We start from the raw sequence: 26,346 nt of genomic DNA, 5'->3' as shown, positions 1-26,346 counted from the left end.
TTATCCGTGTTCTGATTGAAACTGTGTTTTGAGACGGATCGATTGATTGCCGGTTGAAGGTTGGATACCTTTCAGGGCAGCTGATTGATCCGTCTTTCTCGTTCGTGCCAGATGGTGCCGGACGCTTTGACGGACTAACTGCACCAGATACATTGCCGGTGCATTACAAGGAATGTTTGATGTTTGATCCGAATACCGTTTCAGAAGTGATTTCTGCTGCAAAGGACAAGGCCGTGGCAGATGCCGATACGGCACGTCGCGCCATTTCTGTTCTGGATCTGACCAGCCTGAATGATGATGACAATGAACAGGTCATCGAAGCGCTTTGCAAGCGCGCGCAGACCCCGGTCGGCAACACTGCCGCCGTTTGTGTTTATGCGCCGTTTATCGAAACCTCGTGGCGGGCACTGGGCCAATCAGGTGTGAAAACCGCAACGGTGGTGAACTTCCCCGAAGGTGGTACCAATGCCCAGCGCGTTGGTGACGAGACCGCCAATTGTGTTTCCAAGGGTGCTGACGAGATTGATCTTGTTTTTCCTTACAAGGCATTCCTTGCTGGTGACGTTACAACGGCAACCGAGGTGGTCGATGCGACCCGCATGGCGTGCGGCACCATGACCACCATGAAAGTCATCCTTGAAAGCGGCGAGTTTGATGACCTTGCCAAGCTTTATGAAGCGGCCCGTCTTGCCATCAAACATGGTGCGAATTTTGTGAAAACCTCGACCGGCAAGGTACCAGTCGGAGCAACACCCGAAGCCGCTGTTGCGATGCTGACTGCCCTTCGTGATGCGCGTGACGAGGACGGGATTAGTGCCGGTTTCAAGGCGTCTGGTGGGGTGAAAACGACCGAGGACGCAGCGCTTTATCTGGCGATTGCCGATCACATCATGGGTGATGGCTGGGCAACACCGGAAACCTTCCGTTTCGGGGCCAGTGGCGTTTTGACCGCATTGCTTGAAACCTGTGGTGCCAAACCGGGTGATGCACCGGCTGCGACTGGCAACTACTAGAAATTATGACTATCTGCGGGTGATCACATTGCCCGCATCAGGTTTGAAGGAAGACATCAATGGCACGTGCCATCATTATCGTGGCGGACAGTTTCGGGATCGGTTCGGCACCGGACGCAGCAAAATTCGGTGATCAGGGTTCCGACACCCTTGGCCATATTGCAGAACAATGCGCCAAAGGCCTTGCCGATAGCGATAAGCGCAGCGGGCCGCTTAATGTACCGAACATGGTTGCACTTGGTCTTGGCGAAGCCGCCAAGGATGCTACGGGGCGCGTGCCGCCCGGACTTGATCATGGCGGCGCGATGATTGGTGCCTTTGGTCATGCCAAGGAAATCTCACGCGGTAAGGATACGCCAAGCGGTCATTGGGAAATTGCCGGTGTGCCAGTCGATTTCGATTGGGGGTATTTCCCCCTTTCCGTTCCGACCTTCCCGGCCGAACTGACCGATGCCTTGATCGAGCAGGCCAAACTTCCTGGTATCCTTGGTAATTGTCATGCGTCGGGTACGACGATCATTGCCGAGCTCGGTGAAGAGCATATCAAAACCGGCAAGCCGATTTGCTATACCTCGGCCGATAGCGTGTTTCAGATCGCCGCCCACGAGGAGCATTTTGGTCTGGACCGTCTGTATGAAGTCTGCGAAATCGCCTTCAAACTGGTGGAGCCCTATAACATCGGGCGTGTGATTGCCCGCCCGTTCGTTGGTGAAACGCCAGCCGATTTCAAGCGGACTTCAAACCGTCGTGATCTTGCCGTTCCGCCGCCCAAGCCAACATTGCTTGACCAGTTCAGCGATGCTGGCGGCAAGGTTATTTCTGTTGGTAAAATCGCCGACATCTATGCCCATCGCGGGATTGCCAAAAAGGTCAAGGCGTCGGGGAATATGGCGCTGTTTGATGCCATGATGAACGAGATCGCTGAAGCCCCGGATAACAGCATTGTGTTCACCAACCTGGTGGACTTCGACATGGAATTCGGTCACCGTCGCGATGTCGCCGGATATGCCAACGCGCTTGAGGAATTTGATAAACGTATTCCTGAATTGCGTGCGGCACTTCAACCCGGTGACTTGGTAATTATTACGGCTGACCATGGATGTGACCCGACCTGGCGTGGCAATGACCATACACGCGAATTCGTGCCTGTCCTTGCTTTCGGGCCGGCAATTGCGCCAGGTCCGTTTGGAATGCGCGAAACCTTTGCCGATATCGGGCAAACGGTTGCCGACCATCTTGGCATTGCGCCACTGGCCACCGGAACGTCCTTTTTGAATGGATAAAGTGGAATGAACTGGCAGTTCGGACAAAGTGAACCTTCAAATTCGCCGATCAGGATCGAGGCGATTGTCGATACGATTTGTCCGTGGTGCTATATCGGCAAGAAGCGCCTTGAGAAGGCCTTGGCGCGTGAAAAGCTCGATAACATGATCATTCACTGGCGCCCTTTCCTGCTTAATCCCGATATGCCAAGCGGCGGGATTGATCGCAAACTTTACCTATCAGCCAAATTTGGCGGGTCTGAAAGTGCCGAACGGGTTTACAAGGCGATAGAGGATGCCGGTGCCGCCGTTGGTATTCCGTTCAAGTTTGACCAGATCAAGGTAACCCCGGACTCAACGGACTCTCATCGGCTGATCTACAAGGTTTGTGCCGAACGCCCCGCCGTGGGCAATGATCTGGTCGAAGACCTGTTTGTCGCCTATTTCCTTGAGGGCCAGGATATCGGGGATCAGGAACTTTTGGCCGATATCGCTGTCCGCCATGGTGAAGACAGAACCGAAATCCTTGAATATCTGGTCGGTGATATGGACCGCGAGTTTGTTGGTCAGGAAAATCGCGTTGCCCATCAGATGGGGGTAACCGGTGTTCCGTGTTTCCTGTTTAACAGCCGCCATGCCCTTTCGGGTGCGCAGGAACCAGACATCCTGCAACGCATGATCCGATTGGCGCGGCAGGAAGAAATTCCGGTTTAAAGTTCGCGGAAGAAACAAAAAAAGAAAAGGCGGGATAACAATATGTTACCCGCCTTTTCTTTATGTCGTGACTGCGATATCCGACAGCCGTTTCATCAGCCGTTTAAGGCCCTCAAGCCGGTCGGTTGGGCCGTCCCAGCCCGCGGCGTAGACCATCTTGTGATCCGGGCGCAGGCGCGCGACACCCACCTGTTGCTGGATAAAGCCAATCAGGCCGGCCGGGTTCGGAAATTCGTTATTGTGCAGCGTGATCAGGGCACCTTTCGGGCCGGCATCAAGTTTCTCGATATTGGCAACCCGGCACCATTGCTTGATGGTGACGACATCCAGAAGGTTTTCGACTTCCTTGGGCAGTTTGCCGAACCGGTCAATCATCTCGGCTGCGAACTGGTCGACTTCTTCACGGGATCGCAGTTCCGATATCCGGCGATATAGCCCCAACCGAACACCAAGATCTGGCACATAACGATCCGGGATCAGGACCGGCATGCCGATATTGATCTGCGGGACAAAGCTTGCTTCTTCGGACGCGTCGATCTCGCCCTTGGCCTCGGCCACGGCTTCTTCGATCATCTGTTGATAAAGCTCGATCCCAACTTCCTTGATGTGACCGGATTGCTCTTCGCCCAGAAGGTTCCCTGCCCCGCGAATATCAAGATCATGGCTGGCCAGATTAAAGCCGGCACCCAGGCTATCAAGCGTCTGCATGACTTCGAGGCGCTTGAGCGCGGTTGCCGTCAGCTTCTTGCCATTCGGTAAGGTCAGATAGGCATAGGCACGCTGTTTGGAGCGCCCGATACGACCACGCAGCTGATAAAGCTGCGCCAGACCGAACATATCGGCCCGGTGGATGATCATGGTGTTGGCATTGGGGACGTCAATACCGGATTCAATGATGTTCGTCGCCAACAGCAAATCAAATTTCCGGTCGGTGAAGTCGGTCATGACCTGTTCAAGATCACGTGCGCCCATCTGACCATGTGCGACGTCAAACTTGATTTCCGGCACAAGTGCCTCAAGTTCCTTGGCAACCCGGCCGAGTTCGTTGACCCGTGGGCAGACATAGAAAATCTGACCGCCACGATGGCGTTCGCGCAAGATGGCCTCGCGCACGACAACCGGGTCATAGGGCGTGATATAGGTCCGAACCGCAAGACGGTCGACAGGCGGTGTGGCAATGATTGAAAGTTCCTTCACCCCGGTCAGCGCCAATTGCAAGGTTCGCGGAATTGGCGTCGCCGTCAGTGTCAGAACATGCACATCGGATTTCAGCTCCTTGAGCCGTTCCTTGTGCTTCACCCCGAAATGCTGTTCTTCATCGACGATCAGAAGTCCGAGATCCTTGAAATGCACACCGTTGCCCAAAAGCGCATGGGTGCCACAAACGATATCGACATGACCGCTTTCGATGTTGTCCTTGACCAGTTTGGCGTTCTTACCGGTAACAAGGCGCGAAAGCTGTTCTACCCGGACCGGCAAACCGTCAAAGCGTTCCTTGAAGTTCAGGTAATGCTGCCGGCACAACAGCGTTGTTGGTGCCACCACAGCCACCTGTTTGCCCGACATTACGGCGGCAAAGGCAGCACGCATGGCGACTTCTGTCTTGCCAAAGCCGACATCACCGCAAACAAGGCGATCCATCGGCTTGCCTGCTGACAGGTCATCAAGGGTGTCACGGATGGCGCGTGCCTGATCTTCGGTTTCGGCAAACGGGAAGCCGGCACAGAATTCGTCATAGGCGCCTTCGGGCGCCTGAAGCGTTGCGCCCTTGCGCAGGTGACGTTCAGCAGCAACTTTGATCAGCTGTCCGGCCATGTCACGGATGCGTTCGCGCAGCTTGGCCTTACGCGCCTGCCAGGCAACACCGCCGAGCTTATCAAGGATCGAGACACCCTCGTCCGAGCCATAGCGCGACAGGACTTCGATATTCTCAACCGGGACAAACAGCTTGTCGCCGCCGTCATATTCAAGTTCTAAACAGTCATGCGGTGCGCCACCGGCCGTAACGGTTTTAAGACCCAAATACCGCCCGATACCATGTTCAAGGTGAACGACCAGGTCACCTTCGGAAATCTCGGAGGCTTCGCGCAGGAAGTTATCGGCCTTGCGCCGGCGTCCACCCGGACGGCTCATGCGATCGCCAAGAATATCCTGTTCAGTAACGAACCACAGACCCTTGCGCCGGAAACCGCGTTCGATATCAAGGATTACGACACCGACATGCTCGTGCGTCAGGTCATCGGTAACATCTTCCCAACATTCGCAAGGCACAACCTTGCCAACGCCATGTTCTCGCAGAAGCGAAATCATACGGTCGCGCGATCCGTCGGAATAGGCCGCAATGACAACCTGGTTTTCCTTGCCGCGCTGGGCGGTGATGAAATCGCGCAGTTCGTCATAAAGATTGACGTCCGCACGCGCGCGGATATCGCCAAAGTCACGCCCTGCCCGCGCACCAAGATCAAAGATGCCGCGTTCCGGGTTTTCATCATCGTAATAGGGCGAAAATTCCAGAACCGGGCGGTCTGACAACATGCGGTCAAACTCTGCCTGATCAAGATAAAGCCGTTCTGGCGGTACCGGCTTATAGACATTATCGCCCGAAAGTCCGCCACCCTTGATGTTCAGACGCGCCTGATAATAATCATCGATCATCTCAAGGCGGTTTTCGATCACCTCACCATATTGGTAATCAAGGCTGATGATCGTTTCGGGCAAATAGGCAAAGATCGTATCAAGCCCGTCATGGAACAGCGGCAACCAGTGTTCCATCCCGCCATATTTCAGGCCGTTGGAAATTGATTCATAAAGCGGATCGGTCTGTGAAACCGCCCCGAAAAGTTCGCGATAGCCGCTGCGAAACCGTGAAATGCTGTCCGGATCAAGATAGACCTCGCCCACAGGCAAAAGGGCAATTTCCTTGATCTTGCCAACGGTGCGCTGGGTTTCGACATCAAAGCGGCGGATGCTTTCGATCTCGTCGCCAAAGAAATCAAGTCGCACCGGCTCTTTCATACCCGGCGCAAAGATATCGACAATGTCACCGCGAACAGCATAGTCGCCCGGTTCCATTACCTGTTCGGCACGGTTATAGCCCATTCGTTCGAAATAGGCTGTCAGCTCTGCGCGGTCATATTCACTGCCGGCCTTAAAGGCCAGCTTGCCCTTGCGCATGACATCAACCGTCGGGACACGCTGGATCGCTGATGCAGCGGTTGTCAGGACAATACGCCCGTTACCAGTGCTGGATTCCGTGCCATCAGCCAGGGTCGTCAGCGTTTCAACGCGACGCGACGTTACTTCGGAAATCGGCGATACCCGGTCATATGGCAGGCAATCCCATGCCGGCAGGGTCAGAACTTCTATTTCGCCAGCAAAGAATTGCAGTGCTTCGGCCAGTTGCGCCATGCGCTTGTCATCGCGGGCAATGTGAAGAACGGTCTTGTTCTTGCCTGCGCTGTCAAGCAGCTCGCGCAGGATCAGGGCGTCGGCACCTTCTGGCACCCCGCCTACCCGTTTGCGACCAGTGGTCGATATGATTTCTTTTAGTTTGTTCAATGTCTTGTCAGGCGTTGCTAAGCGCACGGATCATGCGCAGGACATCGGTGTCATACTGCGCGGGGGCTTCTTCCTTGCCCGTCGCCCATTTGAAGAAATCGGCATCGGGCACTTCGTTGATCAGGGCTTCAAATGTATCAAGCTGCTCTTCAGTCAGGGTCGCAAGATGCTTGTCCATGAAGCGGCCCATCAGGATATCGTTTTCCTTGGTGCCACGATGGCTTCCCCGGAACAGCAGCTTTTTACGGCGCATTTCAAGGTCCGATACGGTGTCGGTCATTATACGATCTCCTGACTTCCTCGGCAGTGCCTTGCGGGCGGCAACTGCAGCCTGTTCTGTGGCATGGTTTGTACGGCAAAATTCCCTACGGGTCCATGCCGTGATCGGGTCATTTTGTATCAAATGGTGACTTGATGGTTGTGGCGGGATAGTTTTGTTGTATACCCGTGCCATAAACGCAATTGTTCTATTAACGTTCTCATCGAAAGTTTCAACGAAAACCGTCATGCGCCCGGAAATTCTGTTCCCGCTTTTTGCTGAAATTGACACGCTAGCCGGTATCGGGCCGCGCTTGAAACCTTTGGTGGCGCGCCTGATTGGCGGGGAACATGTGGCCGACCTGCTGTGGCATTTGCCATCTGGCATGATTGATCGCCGTTTTTCGCCTGACCTTTCCGACACTATTGATGGATCGGTCGTGACCATGGATGTCTGGGTGGAACGTCATGACCCGGCCCCCAATCGCCGTCGCCCCTATCGCGTGATTTGCAAAACCCAAAGCGGTACGCTGGTTCTGGCGTTTTTCAATGCGCGGGCGAAGTATCTGAATGACGTTTTGCCGGTGGGTGAAAAGCGGATCGTCTCGGGCAAGATCGATCACTATCGCGGTGAATATCAGATCACACATCCCGACCGGATCGGAACAGAGGCCGAACGTTCGGAAATTCAGACGGTCGAGCCGGTCTATCCGATGTCTGCCGGAGTGACGGGTAAGACGCTGACCAAGGCCGTGCGCGGTGCGCTTGAAACCCTGCCCGACTTGGCGGAATGGCATGACCCGGCCTTGGTCGCGCGCCACAAATGGCCGGATTTGAAGACGGCACTTTATACGGTTCATAATCCGCAGGACGAAACCGACCTTTCGCCCGATCATCCGGCACGCAAACGTCTTGCCTATGACGAATTGCTTGCCAATCAGCTGGCCCTGACACTGATCCGGGCCAAGATGCGCCAACTGGGCGGCCGTGTCACCAAGGGGGATGGACGCCTGCGCGACGCCCTTGGCAGCCACCTGCCCTTTGCCATGACGGGTGCGCAGCAGCGTGCGCTTGGCGATATCTATGAAGATATGGCAAGCGAAGGTCGGATGCTGCGTTTGTTGCAAGGTGACGTTGGCTCAGGCAAGACCGTGGTTGCCCTAATGGCGATGCTCAATGCCGTTGAATGTGGCCGACAGGCAGCCCTGATGGCGCCGACTGAAATCCTAGCCCGTCAGCATTTCGAAACCATCTCGCCGCTGCTTGAGAAGATCGGGATCAAATGTGCCATTCTGACCGGGCGCGATAAGGGAAAGGCTCGTAAAGCCGCACTTGAAGGCTTTGCAAATGGTGATGTGCAGATCGCGGTCGGGACGCATGCCCTGTTTCAGGATGATGTCGCCTTCCATGATCTGGCCTTTGCGGTTGTTGACGAACAACATCGCTTTGGCGTGCATCAACGTTTGATGTTGGCGGGAAAAGGTCAGGCGGTCGATGTGTTGGTCATGACGGCGACCCCAATTCCGCGCACCCTGACCCTGACAGCCTTTGGTGATATGGAAGTCTCGCGACTTGATGAAAAGCCGCCGGGACGCAAGCCGGTCGATACCCGTGTCTTGCCGATCGACAAGGTCGATGATGTGATTTCCGGGATCGGGCGCGCCATGCGCAGCGGCACCAAGATCTACTGGGTCTGCCCGCTGGTCGAAGATTCCGAGGTTCTTGATCTGCAGGCAGCCGAGGAACGCTATCGCGTATTGGTAGAGCTGTTTGGTGCGGAGCGTGTTGGCCTTGTCCATGGCAAGATGAAGGGCAAGGAAAAGGACGAGGTTATGGAAAGGTTCGCCCATGGCGATACATCCATCCTTGTTGCCACCACCGTGATCGAAGTCGGTGTGAATGTGCCCGAAGCAACGATTATGGTGATCGAACACTCGGAGCGCTTTGGCCTCGCGCAGCTTCATCAGCTTCGCGGGCGCATTGGTCGTGGTGACGCGGCGTCAACCTGTTTGCTGCTTTATGGTAGCCCGCTTGGGCAGGTTTCAAAGGCGCGTCTCAAGATCATGCGCGAAACCGAGGACGGCTTTGTCATTGCCGAAGAGGACCTGAAGCTTCGCGGTGCGGGTGAAGTTCTGGGAACGCGCCAAAGTGGTCTTCAGGAATACCGACTGGCCAATCTGGAGCTACATGGCGACTTGCTGGCGATCGCACGCGATGATGCGCGCCTGATCGTGGAGCGAGACCCGGACCTTCAGAAAGCCCGCGGGGATTCTTTGCGCCTGTTGCTCTATCTGTTTGAGCGTGACGAAGCAGTTCGGTATTTCCGATCCGGATAACAAACAAGGGCGCACCGATTTGATGCGCCCTTTTCTGTTCTTCGATACCGCTTAGGATGGTGCAATCACGCGTCTTCTGGCGTTTTGCCGTCTTTGGATTTTGGCTCAGTAGCCTCATCCGTTTCCAAGCGTGCCGGGATATCACGTGATACCAGGATCGGCACGTTTTCCTTTTCACGTAGGGTATCGACATCCTCGTAGGTCTTGGCGGCAACCTGCGGGTGGTTGCGCTGTTCAGCCGGACGGCGATCTGGCGGGGTAACGATGCCGCCCGACATGACCATCTTGATTGCTTCTTCAACCGTCATATCGAGGATCACCACATCACGCTTCGGCACGAACAGCAAGAAGCCCGAGGTCGGGTTTGGCGTGGTCGGCAGGAATATGTTGATCACCTTGTCTTCGGTCAGGTTTTGTACCTCGCCCGTGGTTTCGCCGGTGATAAAACCGATTGCCCACATACCGCGGCGCGGGTATTCCAGCAGGACAGCCTGACGGAAAGCGTTCGACTGGTTGGCCAGAACCGTTTCGAGGATCTGCTTGACCGCACCATAGATGCTGCGCACGGCCGGAATGCGGCCAAGGATGCGTTCGTAAAGCTTAATTAACGCTCGACCGGCAAAGTTGGTTGTAAACCAGCCAACAACGGTGATGAAAACGATAATGACCAAAAGGCCAAAACCCGGAATCCCGTAGTCTTCATAGCCAACCGGAAGATAGGATTCCGGATTGTAATGGGCCGGGATTAGCGGGATGACCTTGCTATCGACAAACTCGATGAACCACCAAGCAAGCCCGAAGGTAATCGCAAGAGGTGCACTGACAAGCACACCGGTCAGGAAATAGGCTCTTATCCGGGCAAACATACCCGGACTTGGGATAACATGATCCGAACTCTTGTTTTCCGGATCATCATTGTCGTCGCGCTTGGCGTTCATTGACCACCTGTGCAAAAGAGCCAAATATCAAGAGCCAAAACTGCAAGATTAGTCTTTGGCTTTTGATCATTGTACGTGAGAATATGGCTAAGCTGGGACTTAAAGCCGGGTTATTCCCGCTTCTTAAAGTGATAGCAGTATTCAAGTTTGCGGTGCAACCAACAAACCGTAATTTGCAGATCAGAATTGTTATGGAGACGTTTTGCAGGTCTGGATTGTTGAATATATTTACGATGATGAGGGTTCGGTCGGGATCAAAACCGCCAAGGTTCGCGCGCCTGATTATGAAACCGCACGGCAGTTTGCCATCGGTGATGCGCCGACCCGGGATTTTGTGATGTCCCTGCATCCGGAGTCCGAGGAACAGTTTCTTGGAACCCCCGGTATCCGGGCACGTGAAATGACCGGAAAGGTTGTGCATGAAGTCCCTGACCCGGACGATGATTTGGAAGAAGATGATGACGATTTCTGAACTTGATGATCAGCGAACCTTTTTGCCCCGCCCGCTTGTCGGCGTTGGCGCCGTTGTCTGGCACAAGGACCATGTTCTTTTGATCCAGCGCGGCAAGGAACCCCATGTTGGAACCTGGAGCCTTCCGGGCGGCGCGCAGGAACTTGGTGAAACGGTGCGTGATGCGGTGTGCCGCGAAGTCCTTGAGGAAACCGGGGTCAAGATTTCAAGCCCGATCCTTGTGGATGCGGTGGACATGATTTCCACCAACGAGGATGACAAGGTCGAATATCACTATACGCTGATTGATTTCGTCGCGGTGGCACTTAACCCCGATATCACGCTTGGTGGCGATGCCGCGGACGCCAAGTGGGTCAATGTCAAGGACGTGACCAAATACGCCCTGTGGAACAAGACCATCGAAATCATCGCCAAATCGCGCCATGTGCTTTCAAAAGGCTAAGCGCCTTTCCGACTTGGACCAAGCGATACAGTATGAAAAAAGGCGGCTCCCTTGGGATGCCGCCTTTTGATTTGATTGGGTGCGTTATGCTTACGCAGCCGCGTGCTGGGTCAGAACGCTTTCCTGGATCTTCTTGAAAGCGCGTGCTTCAAGCTGACGGACGCGTTCACGGCTAACACCGAAGCGTTCACCAAGTTTTTCGAGCGTGATCGGATCATCGGTCAAGAAACGGGCCTTGATAATTTCCTGTTCACGTTCGGGCAATTCACCCAGTGCGTTTTTCAGCATGCCGTTGTGAAGAACACGTTCTTCGGCATCCGCAACCAGTGCTTCCGGGCTCGGTGCGTCAGACGACAGGGTATCGAGATACTCCATCCCCTCGTCTTTTGGCATCGGTGTGTTGAGCGAGAAGTCACGCGCCGCAAGGCGGCGGTTCATATCAAGTGCTTCACGACCGGTAACACCAAGTTTTTCGGCAACCTGATCAGCTTCCTCTGGCGAAAGTTCGCCATTGTCATAAATGTTAAGCTGACGCTTGGCTTTACGCAGGCTGAAGAACAGTTTCTTCTGTGCTGCCATGGTGCCGAGTTTGACCATCGACCAGCTCTGCAGAATGTATTCGGTCACCGCTGCACGGATCCACCACATCGCATAGGTCGACAGGCGGAAGCCACGCTCGGGGTCGAACTTCTGCACGGCACGCATCAGGCCGGTATTGCCCTCTGCGACAAGGTCGGCCATCGGCAGGCCGTAGCCGCGATAACCAAACGCGATCTTGGCAACAAGGCGCAAGTGACTGGTAACAAGTTTGTGGGCGGCCTCGGTGTCATCATGATCCTGATAACGGTGGGCCAGCATGTATTCTTCATCCGCCGTAAGCATGGGGAACTTCCAGACTTCACGGAGATAACCCGAGAAACCCTCTTCCTGGGGAACGGCTGGTAATTTAATGGCGCTCATTCTATGTCCTCCTGAGAGGTTTACACGTCGGCATCTACACTGGATACGGAGTCCGTCAGAAGCTGGATGACGCGCAAACGCTATCGGTTGTGAAATAATTCACGTGGACGACCGGAAACTATCTAAGGATAGGTGTGATCCGGTCGTATCTCATTCCAAAGTCACCTATGGAAGAGGACAGCAGACGCTAATAAGAAGTTCATTCATCGTGTCTCATCCTTACTCGAAGCAAATCGACAATTTACATGTCCGCCAATTGGCCGGACGTTGATCCGGCGGTGCCTTTGGGCCCCCACCCGCATTTATTAATATATCTAAACCCGACTAAATCCGTCAAGAACTTCCAGCGTGTGTTTCAGATATATTAATCCGTCTACATCAGCGTTTTAGGAACTATAGTCGACAAACACAGTCAGGTACTTTAAACGCTAATGGTTAACGCTAGGATCGATATGCGGCGAAACAAAGGCAAATCGTCCAAATTTGCTTGGGACGGGTGAAAAGCGGCTTTCTTTACATTGTCAGGGCTCAATCCCACGCGCAGATCTTTGCGATATGGCATGCATGAAACTGCTCCTGTATGTTGGCCGTAAACGCCCAAAATGAATGGAGTTCATCATGATAACCCTTGCTGCAGCCGCGCCTTGCCCGTGTGGGAGCCTGAAAAGCTATGGCGCCTGTTGTGGCAAGTATCATTCGGGGGCTGCCAGTGCTGAGTCGGCGGAAAAGCTGATGCGATCACGGTATTGTGCCTTTGTCCTGCGTGATGGGGCTTACCTTCTTTCAACGCTGGCAGAAGAAAATCGTTCCGGGTTTGACGCGGAAAGTATTGCGCAAGACACCACACGCTGGACCGGGTTGGAGATCGTTGAAAGCGTTGCGGGCGGCGTTCTGGATCAAACCGGAATTGTCGAGTTCATTGCCCGGTTTGAAGAAAACGGCAAAAAACATCAGCTTCACGAAAGATCCAATTTTGAACGTCGCGACGGCAAGTGGTTCTATGTGGATGGTGTGTTTCCGGGTGAGAAGCGTCTTGAAGCACCAGCCAAAGCCGGCCGGAACGATCCCTGCCCGTGCGGATCGGGCAAGAAATTCAAGAAGTGCTGCGGTTAGCGCACAAATTCCAGCGCCCAGCGATGAAATGGCCGGATCAGGCTTTCATGGGCTTCTTTATAGGGCAGCCATAGCAGTTCGTGGTCCTGATCGACTGGCGGCCCGATCTTTTCGGTAAGTTCACAAAGAAAGAAGGTCGCACGTTTGAGGCGGAAACGGTCCTTGGCGGCGTTATTGACATATTGTGATGCAAAGCCGAGCCGCGAAAGGATATGCGCGCGATAGCCGGATTCTTCATATGCCTCGCGATAAAGGGCATCCCGTTCACTTTCGCCGTCTTCGACCCCGCCACCCAGCAGCACAATCCCCTTGGGCGTGCGTGCAACGGCAACGTCACCGTTTTCGCGTTTGATCACGGCATAGACGCAGTCCTGAACGTTATAGCTCTGCCCCATCCGCGGGGTTCCAAATATCGGACCGGCCAAAAACGGCTCCCTTGTTCAGCCAAGTGTGAACTGTAATCTTACATCAGATTTTCTTAAGTATTTATAGCGCCGTAGCTAAAATCTTTTGATTGAGTCACTCCATGTCATGTGTGGTCGGCTAAAGCGATTTCAAAGGAGGGTCCGCACAAAACAAAACACCCCAAAACAACCAGTGTTTCGGGGTGCATTGAATTCTGTCGTTTCAAGCGGTTGGTTAGAACGGGATCTCGTCATCAAGATCCGGGGCACCCGCCGGTGCAGAACCGCCACCGGACGAGCCGCCATTGCCCCAACCGGCATCAGAGCCGCCGCCAAATCCGCCGCCGCTGTCCTGGCCGCCGCCATAGCCACCACCAGAGGATGAACCGCCACCCATGCCGCCGCCTTCACCGCCGCGGTTATCCAGCATGGTCAGGTTGGAGTTGAAGCCTTCAAGAACGACTTCGGTGGTGTAGTTGTCCTTGCCGTCCTGCCCCTGCCATTTGCGGGTACGCAGCTGACCTTCGATATAGAGCTTGCTGCCTTTCTTGACAAAGCGCTCTACGACGTCAGCAAGGCCTTCGTTGAAGACGACAATACGGTGCCATTCGGTGCGCTCGCGGCGCTCGCCGGACTGACGGTCACGCCACTGTTCGGAGGTTGCGATGCTGAAATTGGCGATCTTTTTGCCAGCCTGGGTAAACCGGATTTCAGGATCGCGGCCAAGGTTCCCGACGAGAATGACTTTATTGACACTGCCAGCCATGGGTTATCTTCCAAAGTTTGTGTTGTCCGCTGCCCCGATTTGTCGAGGCTTGTGGGTTATCATTGCGCAAAAATGCGCTGCATTAAAGTTTCAAGTGCAATGCGATCCGTTTCATCAAACGAATTGGCTTCGACACTATCGACGTCGAGCACGGCGATCAACTGTCCATCCGCATTAGTCACCGGTAAGACGATTTCCGAATTGGTCCGACTGTCGCAGGCGATATGCCCCGGGAATGCGTGAACATCTGCAACCACCTGGGTCTCAAGCGTTGATGCAGCGACGCCACAAACGCCGCGCCCGAACGGAATGCGAAGGCAGCCAAGCGTACCCTGATACGGCCCGACGACAAGTTCGCTTTCCTTATTGGGATCAACATTATAGAACCCCGTCCAGAAGTAATAGTCGAACTTTTGCGAAAGGATGCAGCACACCGTCGCCATCACGGCGGTCACGTTCGTTTCGCCTTCGGTAATGCTGATCAGCTCTTTTTGCGCTTCTTCATAAAGCGCTTTTTTCTGGTCGGTCTGCACATCGAACTCCTTAACTTTCGCGCATAGGAACTACCCCGTTCGCAAGGTTTGAGACAAGGGTAAAGTGCCAGCAACCGTAAACAAAAGTGCCTCTGACAAATTCACATTGCCAGAGGCGCTTGAAAGTCCGGGTATCTGTTATCAATCAGAGGCGCTTGCCACTGTCGATATCAAACAAATGGATTTTGTTGGCAGGGACCGAAAGGCTAAGTTGGTCGCCCTTTGCAAATTGATGGGTTCCCTGCAAACGAAGCGTAACGTTGTCTGCATTGGCCCCGAAATCAAGGTAAACCAGAGTCTCGGCACCAAGGGACTCAACCATGCGCACAGGCGCATTGATCCGCCCTTTTCCGTCTTGCAGAAGGTCGAGATGTTCCGGGCGAATACCCACCGTGACCTCCCGGCCGGCTTCGACATCGTGATCAAGGTCAAGCATCACACCATCGCCGACGGTGACATGCTTCTTGTCATCCGAAACCTTGCCTTTCAGGAAGTTCATGGCCGGGGAGCCGATGAAGCCTGCCACAAACTGACTTGCCGGTTTTTCATAGATATCAATCGGTGAGCCGATTTGTTCCGCAATGCCGCCATTCATCACGATCAAACGATCAGCGAGGGTCATGGCTTCGACCTGATCGTGGGTGACATAGACCGATGTAATGCCGAGACGCTGCTGAAGATTCTTGATTTCAAGGCGCATATCGACGCGCAACTTGGCATCAAGGTTTGAAAGCGGCTCGTCAAACAGGAAGACCTTTGGCTGACGCACGATCGCGCGGCCCATGGCGACACGCTGACGCTGGCCACCGGACAATTGGCGTGGTTTGCGCTCAAGGTGATCGTCGAGTTGCAGAATACGGGCCGCCTCGCGGACCTTGGTATCGATTTCCGCCTTGCTAAAGCCGCGGTTTTTCAGGCCATAGGCCATGTTGTCATAGTTATTCATGTGCGGATAAAGCGCATAGTTCTGGAAAACCATCGCGATATCACGGTCTGCCGGGGCGATCTTGTTGACGACCTTGTCATCAATACTGATTTCGCCATCGGAAATGCTTTCAAGGCCTGCGATCATACGCAGCAGCGTGGATTTGCCACAGCCCGACGGACCAACAAGAACGGTGAACTCGCCATCCTCGATCTTAAGGTCAATGCCGTGAATGGCCTTAAAGCCGTTCGGGTAGGTTTTCTGGGCCTGATTAAGCGTTACAGTTGCCATCTTAGTATCCTGTATGCGGATCGGTTATTTTCAATTCAGCGGGTTTGGGAGACGGAGTTATTTTTCCGTCTCGACCAGCCCCTTGACGAACATGCGCTGGAAGATCACCACCACCAGAACTGGTGGGATGGTTGCCATAATTGTCAGTGCGAATGCCTTGGGGAACTGCGGTATCTGCCCGCCTTCATAAAGCGAGTTATAGACCTGCTTGATCCCGATCACGATGGTGTAGAGCTGATCATCCGTCGTCATCAGAAGCGGCCAGAGATACTGGTTCCAGCCAACGACAAACATGATGATGAAGATCGCGGCAATCATGGTCACCGACAGCGGCACCAGAATGTCGATAAAGAACCGGATCGGCCCTGCCCCGTCCAGCCTAGCTGCTTCAAGCAACTCATCGGGGACCGAGCGGTAAAACTGCCGGAAGAAGAACGTGCCGGTGGCAGACGCAATCAGCGGCAGGATCAAACCGGTATAGCTGTTAAGCAGCCCAAGATCCGCGACAACCTCGTAGGACGGTACAATGCGGACTTCAAGCGGCAGCAACAGGGTCGAGAAAATGATCCAGAACAGCGGCACTGCCAGTTTGAAGCGGAAATAGACAATCGCGTAAGCCGCCATCATCGAAATGATCACCTTGCCGATCGCAAAGCCAAGACCAAGCACCATGCTGTTAAACAGCATTTCGAGGGCGGTCACCCTGCCCTTGGTCGCCTCTGCATCAAACAGGATCGCCCCGTAGTTGGAAAAGAATTCGCCGCCCGGCCAGAATTGCAGACCGTTTTGGAAAACGTATTCACGGGTATGAGTGGATGACGCAAAGGCAATCCAGACCGGAAGGATCATGAAAAGTGCGCCAAGCACCAGAATGGTGTGGTTGGTAAATATACGCCATTTGGACTGATACATGATGACGTTCCCCCTAGTAATGCACTTTGCGTTCGATGAAGCGGAACTGGAACACGGTCAGGACACTGACCATGATCATCAGCAGGACCGACTGGGCCGCACTGCCGCCCATATCCGCACCAAGGAAGCCATCGACATAAACCTTGTAAACAAGGGTTGCGGTTGATCCGCCCGGAGCCCCCTTGGTCGAAACGTCAATGATGCCAAAGGTCTCAAAGAAGGCGTAGGTCAGGTTGATCACCAGCAGGAAGAAGGTCGTCGGTGCCAGCAGCGGGAATGTAATCGTCCAGAAACGACGTTCCGGGCTTTTGCAATCAAGGGTGGCTGCTTCCTGGACCGATTTCGGAATGCCCTGAAGGCCTGACAGAAAGAAGATGAAGTTCACGCTGACCTGTTTCCAGACCGCGATCAGGATGACGACAAAGGCCGCATCATTGGCGTTCTGGATGTGGTTGAACTCAAACCCGAAGCTGTTAAACGCCTTATAAAGGTCACCCATCAACGGGTTGAACATCATGTTACCAAGAAGACCGGCCACCGGCGGGGCAATCGCATATCCCCACATCAAAAGCGTTTTATAGGTTTTGGCACCCCGGATCACTTCATCGGCGCGCACTGCAAGAAACAGTGAGATCGCGATGGAAAGAACGGAAACCAAAACCGAGAATACGACCGTGAAGATAGCCGAGCGTGTCCAGGAACTGCTCGAAAGCACATCTTCAAAATTGCGGAACCAGACAAACTGCGAAGACAGGCCAAAGGCATCTTCAAGCAGGAATGACTGATACAGCGCCTGGGCCGCCGGCCACAGGAAGAATATGGAAATAATCAGAATTTGCGGCGCGATAAAAAGGTATGGCACCGCGCTATGTTCAAATTGTACGCGCTTCATTGTGAACGCAACCTCAAGGCAAAATCAGAAAATGCAAAACAGGGCGGCCAAATCATCGGCCGCCCCGCATTTGCGAAAAGCAGATTAGTTCGAGTAGGTATCGTTGAAGCGTTTCAGCAGACCGTTCGCTTCTTCTTCGATGGTCGCAAAAGCACCATCAACGGTTTCTTCGCCGTTCATGATTTTGTCGACTTCACGATAGATGACTTCACGGATCTGAACATAGAAGCCAAGACGGTAACCGCGGGTCCACTCGCCGCCTTCTTCAGAAAGCTGGATGATGCCAACTTCTGCGTCCGGGCTTTCGTTGTAGTAGCCGTCGGATTTTGCCAGCTCATAAGCAGCGTTGGTCACCGGAACATAACCGGTTTCCTTGTGCCAGTAGTACTGGGTTTCCGGCTTGGTCAGGAATTTGAAGAACTCGGCAACACCCGCGTCCTGTTCTGCGCTGTGACCAGAGAAGGCAAACAGCGAAGCGCCACCGATGAAGGTCGATTTCGGTGCGTCACCAACGCCTTCCCAGTACGGGAGGGTCGAGCTGCCGAAATCAAATTCGGTGGATTTACGAAGACCGCCAAACGAACCGGAAGAACCGATCCACATTGCGACTTTCTGCTGTACGAAGGCGTCCTGGTTGGCACCCCATGCACGGCCGTAGTAACCGTAATAGCCTTCGTCTTTCCAGGCTTTGACGTGCTCCCAATGGTCTTTCAGAGCATCGTTGTTATAAAGGATTTTAACATCGGTGCTGTCATAACCGTTGTTGGCGGTTGCCATCTGCAGGTTGTGACGCGACATGAAGTTTTCAAAGAAGATCCACGGGGTGTGGGACTGTGCAAGCGCGATGTAGCCTGCTTCTTTGAGTTTCGGAGCCGCAGCTTCGAATTCCTGCCAGGTTTTCGGAACATCAACGCCGGCTTTGGCCAGAGCGTCTTTGTTGTAATAAAGAAGCGGGGTCGAGCTGTTGAACGGCATGCCGATCATCTTGCCAGCGGAATCGGCATAGAAGTAACGGACACCCGGGATGTAATCATTGATGTCAAAAGCGACATTGTTTTCTTCAAGCAGGTCCTGAACCGGCTTGACCGCGCCTTTGGCGTTGATGATGGTCGCTGCACCGGCATCGAAGATCTGAATGATGTTCGGCTGGTTTTTCGCGCGGAACGCTGCGATACCGGCCGTCATGGTGTCTTCGTAGCCGCCCTTGTTGATGGATACGAGTTTGTATTCATCCTGGCTTGCGTTGAAGTCTTCGGTGATCTGGTTGACAACGTCGCCAAGTGCGCCGTCCATTGCATGCCACCAAGTGATCTCGGTTGCAGCTTGTGCGGTGCTGCCAAGGGCAAACACGGCAGCAGCCGCCATCAGTGTTTTGCGGAACATGATTTTCTATCTCCCAAATAAAAACTTTGCGCGAAAAGCCGCCTGTTGAACGGTCTCTCGCAACGCTCTCGTTTTCATCTGAGGGGGACGCTTCCTCAAGTGACAGTTTTCGGAAATTTACTTTTTGATGTGCGTAATTACCGTTTGGACTGTCGATTATTGATATTGTTAGTACATTCGACCCCTTCAAATGTTCGAATGAACATCTCACAAATTGAATGGGCATGAAAGCCTTTCGATCGGGCAGAATTCCGGTGTTTGGCGACGACCCTGCTACATGCCCCGGTAATCCTTGTGTTTTGGTGTTTCTTCGAAATGTTACAGTAAAGTGATTTTTTGAAATGGCTGGCTAAGATTTTGATTTCAGGCTCTGTTGAAACGAATATCGCGCTTGGTTTGCCGATTTTCATTTGTGAATTGGACTTTGGGAATTCTTGGCGAATCTAAAACCCCATGGTCAGGTGCCTCAAAAGGAACGACTAACTGTTGGTTTGCGCTTTGCAGATGTGTAAAGGTTCTGCGAACTCCGGTTTGCGCGCCAGCAATGTCCGCACGCCCCACTTATTCGCCATCCGAGATATGGACCGGAAGACTAATGACCAGATTTGCAATTTTCAACGCCCGGGTTTTCGATGGTAGCGATTTCCATACCGATAAAGCGGTTGTCGTCCGAGACGGGATGATTGAAGCCCTACTCCCAGAAACGGAGATCCCGTCTGGCATAGATGTCATTGATGCGGGCAACCAGATCCTCGCCCCCGGCTTGATTGATGTTCAGGTTAATGGTGGTGGCGGTGTTTTGCTTAATGACGCGCCGGATGTCGAAAGCATCAAGATGATCGTCAATGCGCATCGCCGGTTTGGCACCACGGCGATGTTGCCGACGCTGATCACAGATACCCGCGCAAAGATGGAAGCCGCCATCGCTGCCGTTCAGCAAGCGCTTGATGAAGGTGTTCCGGGTGTGGTCGGCATCCACCTCGAGGGGCCTTACCTTAACCGCGAGCGACGCGGCGTCCATCCGGCCGATCAGATCCGCCCGATGGAAGATGACGCTATTGAGTTGCTATCAGGCCTGCGCAATAGCCGGACACTTGTCACTTTGGCACCGGAAAATATCGAGCCCGGTGCCATTGCAAAGTTGGTCGCCAAGGGCATTCTTGTCTGTGCCGGGCATACGGCAGGTCGTTATGAAGATATCATGGCCGCGATTGGCGAAGGCATGCAAGGCTTCACGCATCTGTTTAACGCCATGAGCCCCCTGACCCATCGAGAACCGGGCGTGGTTGGGGCAGCGCTTTCAGATGACAGAACGTGGTGCGGCCTGATTGCCGACGGGTTTCATGTTCATCCGTCCGTGATCAAGGTCGCTGTGCGCGCCAAAGCCCGGGGCAAGATGATGCTGGTGACCGATGCGATGCCGACGGTCGGTGCAGCTGATAAACGCTTTAAGCTGGGGGATGAGGAAATCATCGCCGTCGACGGACGTTGCGCGCTTGCCGATGGCACATTGGCAGGCTCGGACCTTGATATGATTTCTGCTGTACGCAACTGTGTGAAAATGGCCGAAATCGGGCTTGATGAGGCGCTTCGGATGGCATCACTTTATCCAGCAGAGTTTCTGGGACTGGATCATATTATCGGGCGACTGTTGCCCGGACATCAGGCTGACATGATTCTGTTTGATGATCAGTTCACTGTTACACAAAGCTGGGTCAAGGGAGCCCGATTGACCCACGTTTGAGGAAAGGTGAGATTTTCCGAAAGTCTATGACGGAAAGCCTTGACCTCGGACGGTATTTCGAAGATGCATTGGGCTCTGTAACAGTTTGTAAGCACGATCCTCAGGAGATTTTGCTGTTGATCTGTTTTTACTCTGACCCCCAGGAGGAGTACCCACATGCCTTCCGTTAAACCCGGTGTTATTACCGGTGCTGCCTACCGCGAACTCGTCGCTGCTTGCAAGCAGGACGGTTACGCTCTTCCCGCCGTCAATATTACTTCGTCGAGCACGATGAATGCGGCCCTTGAAGCTGCTGCAAATGCCGGTTCTGATATTATCATTCAGCTGTCGAATGGTGGTGCACAGTTCTTCGCCGGTAAGGGCATCAAGGACGCTGCTGCGGCCCGTGTTTTGGGCGCTGTTTCTGCTGCCCGTCATGCGCAGCTTCTGGCCGAACACTACGGCGTTGCTGTTGTCATGCATACCGACCACGCGAACCGCAAGTTCGTGCCTTGGGTCGACGAGATGCTGAAATGGAGCGAAAAGGCCTATGCTGAAACCGGCAAGGCGCTTTACAGCTCCCACATGCTTGATCTTTCCGAAGAGTCCGTTGAAGACAACCTCGCAACCTGCGAGACCTTCCTGAAACGGATGTCGGCAATCGAGATGAGCCTTGAGATTGAACTTGGCGTTACCGGCGGTGAAGAAGACGGTATCGGTCAGGAGCTTGATACCTCGGTCGACGAGATTGATCCGCGCCTTTACACCCGTCCGGAAGAAGTCGAAGAAGCTTATCGTCGTCTTTCCCCGCTGGGTCACTTCTCTGTCGCGGCGGCATTTGGCAACGTGCACGGCGTTTACAAGCCGGGCAACGTCAAGCTGCGCCCGGAAATCCTTCTCGAAAGCCAGAAGTATGTCGCCGAGAAGCATGGTCTTGGTGACCGTCCGCTCGACTTCGTCTTCCATGGTGGTTCCGGTTCCGAAAAAGAGAAAATCGAAGAAGCCGTCAGCTATGGCTGCTTCAAGATGAATATCGATACCGATACCCAATTCGCCTATGCCCGTCCGGTTGGCGAATATGTCGAAGCCAACGATCGTGCGTTCAAGTATCAGGTCGATCCGGAAACCGATCAGCCTTACAAAAAGCAGTACGATCCGCGCGTCTGGATCCGCGAAGCCGAACTGTCGATGGCAGCCCGCCTCGAAGAAGCTTTCAAGGACCTTGGGGCAACCGGTCGTTCGGTTACCAAAGGCTAAGCCTGAAAAAACATCCGACCCGTATGGTCACAGGATTTATGAAGCCCGCCGGTCTTGTTCGGCGGGCTTTTTCGTGGCTCCATCATGCGCGGGATTGTTAATTGACAGTCTCCTGACAAATACTGACAGGAACTGTCAGGGGTGTGCTTGCGTATAGCGTTTGGCTCCTCTATACACTTTCCGAACAATTCAGGAACAAAAGGCCCGACATGCTGACGAAAATTTCGGTTCGCGGTGCGAAAGAACACAATCTTCAGAACATTGATGTTGAACTGCCGCGCGATTCCCTTGTGGTGATTACGGGCCTGTCGGGATCTGGCAAAAGCTCGCTCGCGTTTGACACGATCTATGCCGAAGGCCAGCGCCGCTATGTCGAAAGCCTGTCGGCCTATGCGCGCCAGTTCCTTGAACTGATGCAAAAGCCCGATGTTGAATATATCGACGGCCTGTCGCCGGCAATTTCCATCGAACAGAAAACGACATCGAAGAACCCGCGCTCGACCGTCGGTACCGTGACCGAGATTTATGACTATATGCGTCTGCTTTGGGCACGTGTCGGTATCCCCTATTCTCCCGCAACAGGTCTACCGATTGTCAGCCAGACCGTGTCGCAGATGGTCGACCGTGTCATGGAAATGGATGAAGGTACGCGCCTTTATCTACTGGCCCCGATCGTGCGCGGCCGTAAGGGCGAATACAAAAAGGAACTGCGCGAATTGCGCGCGCGCGGTTTCCAGCGCGTCAAGATCGATGGCGAGATGTATGACATCGATGAAGCACCGGAACTTAACAAGAAGCTCAAGCACGACATTTCCGTCGTGGTCGACCGCCTGATCGTCAAGGAAGGTATTTCAACGCGTCTTGCAGACAGCTTTGAGACAGCCCTCGAGCTCACTGACGGTATCGTCCTGACCGAGGATGCCAAAACCGGTGAAACCACCGTATTTTCGGCAAAGTTCGCCTGCCCGGTTTCCGGTTTTACCATCGAGGAAATCGAACCTCGCCTGTTTTCATTTAACAACCCGTTTGGTGCCTGCCCGGCCTGTGATGGCTTGGGTACCCAGATGGAGTTCGACCCGATGCTGGTTGTGCCCGATGAAAGCAAGACACTTGAAGACGGTGCAGTAGCACCCTGGGCCAGCACGACATCGAAATACTATCTGCAGACCCTGAAATCGGTTGCCAAGCATTTCGGCTTCAAGACCAATGTCGCGTGGGAAAAACTTCCCAAGAAAGCACAGGATATCATCCTGCACGGTTCCGGTGACGAGGAAGTCACGGTGACCTATGACGATGGTTCGCGCAGCTACAAGGTTTCGCGTCCGTTCGAAGGAGTCATTCCCAATATGTCGCGTCGCTGGCGCGAAACCGACAGCCAGTGGGCCCGTGACGAACTGTCGAAATATCAGATGGTGTCGAACTGCCCGACCTGCTCTGGCAAACGCCTGAAGCCCGAGGCACTGGCGGTTAAGGTCGATGGTTGTGATATCTCACAGGTGACCGACCTTTCGATTGCCAAGGCCGGTGACTGGTTCCTGGCACTGGAAGACAAACTGAACGAGAAAGAGACCGAAATTGCGCGCCGTATCCTGCGTGAAATCAATGATCGCCTGCGTTTCCTGCGCGATGTCGGTCTGGATTATCTTTCGATGTCACGCACATCCGGCACGCTATCGGGCGGCGAAAGTCAGCGCATCCGTCTGGCATCGCAGATCGGGTCTGGCCTGACGGGTGTTTTATATGTGCTTGATGAACCGTCGATTGGTCTGCATCAGCGTGACAACGATCGCCTGCTTGAAACCCTCAAACGCCTGCGCGATCTCGGTAACACGGTTCTGGTTGTCGAACATGACGAGGATGCCATTCGCGCCGCCGACTACGTCGTTGATATGGGCCCGGGTGCTGGCATTCATGGTGGCCGTATCGTCGCCGAAGGCACGCCGGAACAGATCCAGCAAAACCCGGATAGCTTGACAGGTAAGTACCTTGTCGGGGTTGAGCAGATCGCAGTGCCCAAGGAGCGCCGCAAGGGCAATGGCAAGGCCATCACCATCAAGGGGGCCACGGCCAACAACCTTCAGGGCATTGATGTCGACTTCCCGCTCGGTAAATTCATTTGCGTGACTGGCGTTTCCGGTGGCGGAAAATCGAGCCTAGTGATCGAAACGCTTTATAAGGCGCTGGCCAAGCGGATGCACAATGCCCGCCACCATCCGGGCGCACATGACGAGATCAAGGGTGTCGAGCTGATCGACAAGATCATTGATATCGACCAAAGCCCGATTGGCAGAACGCCGCGGTCGAACCCGGTGACCTATACAGGTGCCTTCACGCCGATCCGCGAATGGTTCGCCCAATTGCCAGAGGCGAAAACACGCGGATACAAACCCGGTCGGTTCTCGTTCAACGTCAAGGGCGGCCGTTGTGAGGCCTGCCAGGGCGATGGCGTGATCAAGATCGAAATGCACTTCCTGCCGGATGTTTATGTCGAATGCGATCAGTGCAAAGGCCATCGCTATAACCGTGAAACGCTGGAAATATCGTTTAAAGGCAAATCGATATCCGATGTCCTTGATATGACAGTCGAAGAAGGTGCGGATTTCTTCAAGGCCGTGCCATCGATCCGCGACAAGATGGAGACCCTTAAACAGGTGGGGCTTTCCTACATCCACCTGGGCCAGCAGGCGACGACATTGTCCGGCGGCGAAGCCCAACGCGTGAAGCTTGCCAAGGAACTGTCAAAACGCGCAACAGGTCGAACGATCTATATCCTGGATGAGCCGACAACGGGTCTGCATTTCCATGATATTCGCAAGCTTCTTGAAGTGCTGCATACCCTTGTTGATCAGGGCAATACGGTAGTTGTGATTGAACATAACCTTGATGTCATCAAGACGGCCGACTGGATCATCGATATCGGCCCCGAAGGTGGCGATGGCGGCGGCCAGTTGGTTGGCACCGGGACACCGGAAGACATCATGAGCAATGAGCGCAGCTATACTGGGCGTTATCTGAAACGCCATCTCGGTCTGGAATAGAACAAAAAGGGCAGCTCCGAGCTGCCCTTTCTTGTATTTGGGTCGGCTTCAGGCATCCCTAGCCCGAATGCGTGACCCTGTCTTCGACCCGTTTGACCAATGCGGTACTCAGCCGCTCACTAAACCCGGACAGGAAGGCAAAGACCAGGACGATGGATATCTGCTGACCAGCAGCGGCGGACTGACTGATCTGGTCAAGGTCATCAAGCTTGTGCAACTCGTCAAGCGGGATGGGCAACATCCCTGCCCGCAACGCTAGAAGCACGATGATTGCAAAACAGAACCCCATGCAGGGCCGGAACAGGAAATTAAAGAACACCGATGCCGGTTCCATTTCATCCCATGGCACATCCTTGCCCAACCGCATCATCATGCTGGTCAGCGCGCCGATTGCACCGAAACTGCCGACCACGAACAAAAGGTCATAGCTGAAACCAAACACCTTGCCGCTGCCGACGCTGATGATGTTATCGACCTGAACAAACAGCAGAACGGCAAATACCAGAACAATTGGTGACAATGCCAGTGCGAGTGCAGCGATCCGAAGACTTCGGTTGAAGGCCTGTTCGACAGGGTTGGGCGCCGGAAGCGGTTTGGGTCGGTCATGCTGTTCGTGTTTGAGGTCATGCAGATAACCCTGCACAAAGCCGTCGCGACCCTGATTAAGTGCTAGCAACATGATAATGGCATCGGATTGCTTGCGATCCTGGATTGCCTTGTTATTGGCGTCTTCATCGTCGCGCCACCAGCGCAAAAATGACCGGATTACCAATGAGGACCGCCACCCCTGACGCGTGGCGACCACATATTCAATCATGCCTTCGATATCCGCCGGACCAAAGCCGCCCTCGCCCACGCAACCGAACGGGAAACCCAGTCGACGCTCTTGCGGTTCAGGTTTGGCATCTTCGCCTTCAGTTTCCTGCTCTTCACGCGCCTCGATGCACTCGACATCTATTATATGCCGTCTGCGCGGCACAAGACCGATGACCGGGCAATGCGTGGGTTCGTAACCATAGGGATGATGCGGGTAACTCATGATGCCATCTTCGCGTTATCGGGACAGAACGGCTCTGGCCTTTAAGACGGACTGGATGTGGCATTGTGAAAAATTCTGTCCATCATGCCGCGATGTGATCTCGTTTGTAGTCTTCGC

22 protein-coding genes are annotated in these 26,346 nt (G+C 54.0%); 10 read left to right on the top strand and 12 right to left on the bottom strand.

The window, feature by feature from the left end; all coding sequences use genetic code 11:
• The first annotated feature begins 53 nt into the window (after positions 1–53).
• The 3 genes from deoC to UF64_RS13250 are packed head-to-tail and all read left to right on the top strand — an operon-like array spanning position 54 to position 2,989.
• Entirely contained in the window at positions 54–1,013 is a 960-nt protein-coding gene (gene deoC / locus UF64_RS13260; RefSeq protein ID WP_235285063.1) for a deoxyribose-phosphate aldolase, read from the top strand.
• Between the two features lie 59 nt (positions 1,014–1,072).
• Entirely contained in the window at positions 1,073–2,296 is a 1,224-nt protein-coding gene (locus UF64_RS13255) for a phosphopentomutase (RefSeq protein WP_044829098.1), read from the top strand.
• A gap of 6 nt (positions 2,297–2,302) precedes the next feature.
• Positions 2,303–2,989, top strand: coding sequence for a DsbA family oxidoreductase (locus UF64_RS13250; protein WP_052657640.1), 687 nt, complete (start codon positions 2,303–2,305; stop codon positions 2,987–2,989).
• A 60-nt stretch (positions 2,990–3,049) separates the two neighbouring features.
• On the opposite strand, the gene mfd is transcribed toward UF64_RS13250, so the two are convergent.
• The gene (gene mfd / locus UF64_RS13245) at positions 3,050–6,547 is read right to left on the bottom strand and encodes a transcription-repair coupling factor (protein WP_044829097.1); all 3,498 of its coding nucleotides are present in this window, start codon (positions 6,545–6,547) and stop codon (positions 3,050–3,052) included.
• A gap of 7 nt (positions 6,548–6,554) precedes the next feature.
• On the bottom strand, positions 6,555–6,827 hold the full coding sequence (locus UF64_RS13240) for a succinate dehydrogenase assembly factor 2 (protein WP_044829096.1): 273 nt from the start codon (positions 6,825–6,827) through the stop codon (positions 6,555–6,557).
• A gap of 226 nt (positions 6,828–7,053) precedes the next feature.
• Between UF64_RS13240 and recG the strand changes: the two genes are divergently transcribed.
• Complete coding sequence (gene recG / locus UF64_RS13235) at positions 7,054–9,141, top strand: ATP-dependent DNA helicase RecG (RefSeq protein WP_044829095.1); 2,088 nt, start codon at positions 7,054–7,056, stop codon at positions 9,139–9,141.
• 65 nt (positions 9,142–9,206) lie between these two features.
• On the opposite strand, the gene UF64_RS13230 is transcribed toward recG, so the two are convergent.
• A complete protein-coding gene (locus UF64_RS13230; protein WP_044829094.1) occupies positions 9,207–10,079 on the bottom strand; it encodes a DUF502 domain-containing protein in 873 nt (290 codons plus the stop codon).
• A 202-nt stretch (positions 10,080–10,281) separates the two neighbouring features.
• On the opposite strand from UF64_RS13230, the gene UF64_RS13225 reads away from it, so the two are divergent.
• Positions 10,282–10,551, top strand: coding sequence for a hypothetical protein (locus UF64_RS13225; RefSeq protein WP_044829093.1), 270 nt, complete (start codon positions 10,282–10,284; stop codon positions 10,549–10,551).
• Positions 10,538–10,993, top strand: a complete 456-nt coding sequence (locus tag UF64_RS13220) for an NUDIX hydrolase (RefSeq protein ID WP_044829092.1) — start codon at positions 10,538–10,540, stop codon at positions 10,991–10,993. The genes UF64_RS13225 and UF64_RS13220 overlap by 14 nt, the downstream gene beginning before the upstream one ends.
• Positions 10,994–11,083: 90 nt before the next feature.
• On the opposite strand, the gene rpoH is transcribed toward UF64_RS13220, so the two are convergent.
• Positions 11,084–11,953 (bottom strand): RNA polymerase sigma factor RpoH, encoded by an 870-nt coding sequence (gene rpoH, locus UF64_RS13215; RefSeq protein WP_044829091.1) that lies wholly within the window; start codon positions 11,951–11,953, stop codon positions 11,084–11,086.
• Between the two features lie 618 nt (positions 11,954–12,571).
• Between rpoH and UF64_RS13210 the strand changes: the two genes are divergently transcribed.
• Positions 12,572–13,066 (top strand): YchJ family protein, encoded by a 495-nt coding sequence (locus UF64_RS13210; protein WP_044829197.1) that lies wholly within the window; start codon positions 12,572–12,574, stop codon positions 13,064–13,066.
• Here UF64_RS13210 and UF64_RS13205 read toward each other — a convergent pair.
• The 7 genes from UF64_RS13205 to UF64_RS13175 all read right to left on the bottom strand — a co-directional run bounded on the left by UF64_RS13205 (position 13,063) and on the right by UF64_RS13175 (position 19,172).
• A complete protein-coding gene (locus tag UF64_RS13205; RefSeq protein ID WP_235285062.1) occupies positions 13,063–13,461 on the bottom strand; it encodes an NUDIX domain-containing protein in 399 nt (132 codons plus the stop codon). The genes UF64_RS13210 and UF64_RS13205 overlap by 4 nt on opposite strands.
• Before the next feature lie 244 nt (positions 13,462–13,705).
• Positions 13,706–14,236, bottom strand: coding sequence for a single-stranded DNA-binding protein (gene ssb / locus UF64_RS13200; RefSeq protein WP_044829089.1), 531 nt, complete (start codon positions 14,234–14,236; stop codon positions 13,706–13,708).
• Between the two features lie 59 nt (positions 14,237–14,295).
• A complete protein-coding gene (locus tag UF64_RS13195) occupies positions 14,296–14,769 on the bottom strand; it encodes a GAF domain-containing protein (RefSeq protein ID WP_044829088.1) in 474 nt (157 codons plus the stop codon).
• A 145-nt stretch (positions 14,770–14,914) separates the two neighbouring features.
• Positions 14,915–15,985: a sn-glycerol-3-phosphate import ATP-binding protein UgpC gene (locus UF64_RS13190; RefSeq protein WP_044829087.1), complete on the bottom strand. Its 1,071-nt coding sequence runs from the start codon at positions 15,983–15,985 to the stop codon at positions 14,915–14,917.
• A 57-nt stretch (positions 15,986–16,042) separates the two neighbouring features.
• Entirely contained in the window at positions 16,043–16,897 is an 855-nt protein-coding gene (ugpE, locus tag UF64_RS13185) for a sn-glycerol-3-phosphate ABC transporter permease UgpE (RefSeq protein ID WP_044829086.1), read from the bottom strand.
• Positions 16,898–16,910: 13 nt separating this feature from the next.
• A complete protein-coding gene (locus UF64_RS13180) occupies positions 16,911–17,789 on the bottom strand; it encodes an ABC transporter permease subunit (protein WP_044829085.1) in 879 nt (292 codons plus the stop codon).
• Between the two features lie 84 nt (positions 17,790–17,873).
• The gene (locus UF64_RS13175) at positions 17,874–19,172 is read right to left on the bottom strand and encodes an extracellular solute-binding protein (protein ID WP_044829084.1); all 1,299 of its coding nucleotides are present in this window, start codon (positions 19,170–19,172) and stop codon (positions 17,874–17,876) included.
• Between the two features lie 595 nt (positions 19,173–19,767).
• Between UF64_RS13175 and nagA the strand changes: the two genes are divergently transcribed.
• From nagA to uvrA, 3 genes are all read left to right on the top strand, one after another.
• Positions 19,768–20,916 carry an N-acetylglucosamine-6-phosphate deacetylase gene (nagA, locus tag UF64_RS13170; RefSeq protein WP_044829083.1) on the top strand — a complete coding sequence of 383 codons (1,149 nt, stop codon included), beginning with the start codon at positions 19,768–19,770 and terminating at the stop codon, positions 20,914–20,916.
• 156 nt (positions 20,917–21,072) lie between these two features.
• A complete protein-coding gene (fbaA, locus tag UF64_RS13165) occupies positions 21,073–22,152 on the top strand; it encodes a class II fructose-bisphosphate aldolase (RefSeq protein ID WP_044829082.1) in 1,080 nt (359 codons plus the stop codon).
• A 209-nt stretch (positions 22,153–22,361) separates the two neighbouring features.
• A complete protein-coding gene (gene uvrA / locus UF64_RS13160; RefSeq protein WP_044829081.1) occupies positions 22,362–25,190 on the top strand; it encodes an excinuclease ABC subunit UvrA in 2,829 nt (942 codons plus the stop codon).
• A 58-nt stretch (positions 25,191–25,248) separates the two neighbouring features.
• Here uvrA and UF64_RS13155 read toward each other — a convergent pair whose 3' ends face one another.
• Positions 25,249–26,229, bottom strand: coding sequence for a hypothetical protein (locus tag UF64_RS13155; protein WP_044829080.1), 981 nt, complete (start codon positions 26,227–26,229; stop codon positions 25,249–25,251).
• Positions 26,230–26,346 lie beyond the last annotated feature (117 nt).

Source organism: Thalassospira sp. HJ (assembly GCF_000948415.1).
In the GTDB taxonomy this organism is placed as follows: Bacteria; Pseudomonadota; Alphaproteobacteria; order Rhodospirillales; family Thalassospiraceae; genus Thalassospira.
The sequence above is the reverse complement of the archived record's forward strand: the minus strand, read 5'-3'. Positions and strand labels throughout refer to the sequence as shown.

Bases quoted from the DNA above. Each gene is read 5' to 3' on its own strand.
- UF64_RS13255 (WP_044829098.1), top strand. From the start codon at position 1,073: ATGGCACGTGCCATCATTATCGTGGCGGACAGTTTCGGGATCGGTTCG.
- UF64_RS13250 (WP_052657640.1), top strand. From the start codon at position 2,303: ATGAACTGGCAGTTCGGACAAAGTGAACCTTCAAATTCGCCGATCAGG.
- UF64_RS13240 (WP_044829096.1), bottom strand. From the start codon at position 6,827: ATGACCGACACCGTATCGGACCTTGAAATGCGCCGTAAAAAGCTGCTG.
- recG (WP_044829095.1), top strand. From the start codon at position 7,054: ATGCGCCCGGAAATTCTGTTCCCGCTTTTTGCTGAAATTGACACGCTA.
- UF64_RS13230 (WP_044829094.1), bottom strand. From the start codon at position 10,079: ATGAACGCCAAGCGCGACGACAATGATGATCCGGAAAACAAGAGTTCG.
- UF64_RS13220 (WP_044829092.1), top strand. From the start codon at position 10,538: ATGACGATTTCTGAACTTGATGATCAGCGAACCTTTTTGCCCCGCCCG.
- rpoH (WP_044829091.1), bottom strand. From the start codon at position 11,953: ATGAGCGCCATTAAATTACCAGCCGTTCCCCAGGAAGAGGGTTTCTCG.
- UF64_RS13210 (WP_044829197.1), top strand. From the start codon at position 12,572: ATGATAACCCTTGCTGCAGCCGCGCCTTGCCCGTGTGGGAGCCTGAAA.
- UF64_RS13205 (WP_235285062.1), bottom strand. From the start codon at position 13,461: ATGGGGCAGAGCTATAACGTTCAGGACTGCGTCTATGCCGTGATCAAA.
- ssb (WP_044829089.1), bottom strand. From the start codon at position 14,236: ATGGCTGGCAGTGTCAATAAAGTCATTCTCGTCGGGAACCTTGGCCGC.
- UF64_RS13190 (WP_044829087.1), bottom strand. From the start codon at position 15,985: ATGGCAACTGTAACGCTTAATCAGGCCCAGAAAACCTACCCGAACGGC.
- ugpE (WP_044829086.1), bottom strand. From the start codon at position 16,897: ATGTATCAGTCCAAATGGCGTATATTTACCAACCACACCATTCTGGTG.
- UF64_RS13180 (WP_044829085.1), bottom strand. From the start codon at position 17,789: ATGAAGCGCGTACAATTTGAACATAGCGCGGTGCCATACCTTTTTATC.
- UF64_RS13175 (WP_044829084.1), bottom strand. From the start codon at position 19,172: ATGTTCCGCAAAACACTGATGGCGGCTGCTGCCGTGTTTGCCCTTGGC.
- nagA (WP_044829083.1), top strand. From the start codon at position 19,768: ATGACCAGATTTGCAATTTTCAACGCCCGGGTTTTCGATGGTAGCGAT.
- fbaA (WP_044829082.1), top strand. From the start codon at position 21,073: ATGCCTTCCGTTAAACCCGGTGTTATTACCGGTGCTGCCTACCGCGAA.
- uvrA (WP_044829081.1), top strand. From the start codon at position 22,362: ATGCTGACGAAAATTTCGGTTCGCGGTGCGAAAGAACACAATCTTCAG.
- UF64_RS13155 (WP_044829080.1), bottom strand. From the start codon at position 26,229: ATGAGTTACCCGCATCATCCCTATGGTTACGAACCCACGCATTGCCCG.